We start from the raw sequence: 1,913 nt of genomic DNA, 5'->3' as shown, positions 1-1,913 counted from the left end.
AAACCAAGGTTTGCGATAAGCGAATTTGTGAAGTTTTCCACCAGCGTATCAAGATCACCATTGTCCAGCGCATCGAGATTCGCATTGGCAATAAACTGCCCTACCATTGCCGCGATCGTTGATGGCTGGCGCAATGCTTTATTGACCTGCGCACTGGACGCCTTCCCGGCCGTGAACCCAGTCGGCAGCGCCGGAAGGGATTCCCAGTCCGCCTGAGATGTCACGTTAGCGCCGGCACCAGTGGCGAACGGTTTAAAATCGTTTGTAGCCATTACAGTTTTTTCTCCCATGCTCCAACATCGAACCCGCCGATGTATTCGTTATCCAGATCGAACCCAAAAAATTTAGTCCCCGCAGATGGTGTTTCTATTGATGGCGTCTGAACGTCACCAGCCCATACACCAGCGGCTTTTACAGTCAGATAGCCCTGTCTGATAGCGGCTATCAGTTCGAGAGAGACATCAGCAATATCCGTTTCCGGGAACACCCAGACGGATATCGTCATGTCCTGGTTGTCGACAATCTGCATACGCAGGCCGGAGCCGGCCGTCGCAGCATCGAGGATAGGCGGCAGCGAATCATTGCGACCGTCCCAGTTGTTGATAGCGATCTTCGCTTTCAGAATGACGCGATAGGTATCATCGCTCAGAGTCGTATAGCCATCATCAGGATCAAATGGTCCCTGCCAGATCCCATGATCATATCCGAGCCCATCAGTATCCCAACTGAAATAAACGCCGCTTATAGGCTGGCTCACTACCCGGCTGCGTCCGATCCACAAGCCAAGGATGTCGAGCTGTACGCCGACAGCCTCATCAATGTCAAAAGCAGTGATTAGCCCGGACATAGCGGCAGAAACATCGATGAACGGTAGCGTAGACAAGTCGATGTGATCGAAGAACTTTTGTTTCGTCGCGTGATAGTTAGTAATCAGATCGGTATATTTGCTCATGCGACCACCGTGATAACGATATTCTCCGGCTGGCAGGATGCCGCGGCGTCATACGCTATTACGATGTTTTCCGCCACCAGCGCATCAGGCGCAATTCCAATCAGCAATTCCTGAATGTCGTAATAACGTGCGCTTCCTCCGCTGACTACGCCAAGGTTCGCCGGTGAATAAATCCGGCTCAACAGTACTGACTCGCCGATCTTCAGCCCGTTGATGTAGTCCGCCACGGCCTGCTGAATTTGTGCCCCAATTTGGGAGGTGTAACCCGTGAAGGCTTTCAGTGTTATGCTCCCGAATACCGGAACGTCAGTAGAACGTGAAAAACTAATCACATGCGGGTTACCGTAGGTATCCGGAACCGTGACGGATGTCGTTCCGTAGGTTGCGGTACCCTGCCCTTTACTACCCCTGATGGTCTGAGCGATTTCGGTAACGTCTCCGCCGTCAACAATTGCCGAAATTGAATGCGGAGGAAGTCCGTTAGCGTCAACAGAACCAGTGTCATTCTCGTAGAGCTTGTGCCGTGTCACGCCAGCAACATTCGCGATTGCACCGTCGACACCCTCAAACGGTGTGATTGATGGTAGCGCGACACTCTGCCCCTGCCGTATGCGCAGTTCTGCGTCGGTTTCGGCTGGAGAACCGACAGTAGCCGAAGCCGGGTTGGTTACCGACACCCATCCGCGGGTAGGTGTGTTAATCGTGGTAATGGCGCCAGCCTGTGCCGCCACAGCGCCACTATTTGCGCAAGTCGCTGTTACCGTCACGGTGCCATCAACGCCAATAACTACAGTGACCGGAAGGTTCCAGATAACGTTATTGTCATCTTTAACCGAACCGTTTGTGATCTGCGTTCCTGCTGTACCGACCAGCTCCAGATCCACCGTTGAATTCGTCTCGCCTTTGCGGGCGATTCCGTTGATTTTCACGTTGTTGCTCAAACCGGAACCGAACGCCGTCG

2 protein-coding genes and 1 pseudogene are annotated in these 1,913 nt (G+C 53.1%); all 3 read right to left on the bottom strand.

Annotated features, from left to right (window positions below; translation table 11 throughout):
• A pseudogene (locus GTGU_RS23045) lies at window positions 1-272 on the bottom strand (phage tail protein); the annotation flags it as partial.
• Window positions 272-952 carry a baseplate wedge 1 family protein gene (locus GTGU_RS23040; protein ID WP_038163274.1) on the bottom strand — a complete coding sequence of 227 codons (681 nt, stop codon included), beginning with the start codon at window positions 950-952 and terminating at the stop codon, window positions 272-274. The pseudogene GTGU_RS23045 and the gene GTGU_RS23040, both read right to left, overlap by 1 nt.
• A partial coding sequence (locus GTGU_RS23035; protein WP_038163272.1) for a baseplate J/gp47 family protein occupies window positions 949-1,913 on the bottom strand: 965 nt, incomplete at its 5' end. The genes GTGU_RS23040 and GTGU_RS23035, both read right to left, overlap by 4 nt.

This window comes from Trabulsiella guamensis ATCC 49490 (genome assembly GCF_000734965.1).
In the GTDB taxonomy this organism is placed as follows: domain Bacteria; phylum Pseudomonadota; class Gammaproteobacteria; order Enterobacterales; family Enterobacteriaceae; genus Trabulsiella; species Trabulsiella guamensis.
This window is presented reverse-complemented; position numbering and strand designations above follow the sequence as displayed.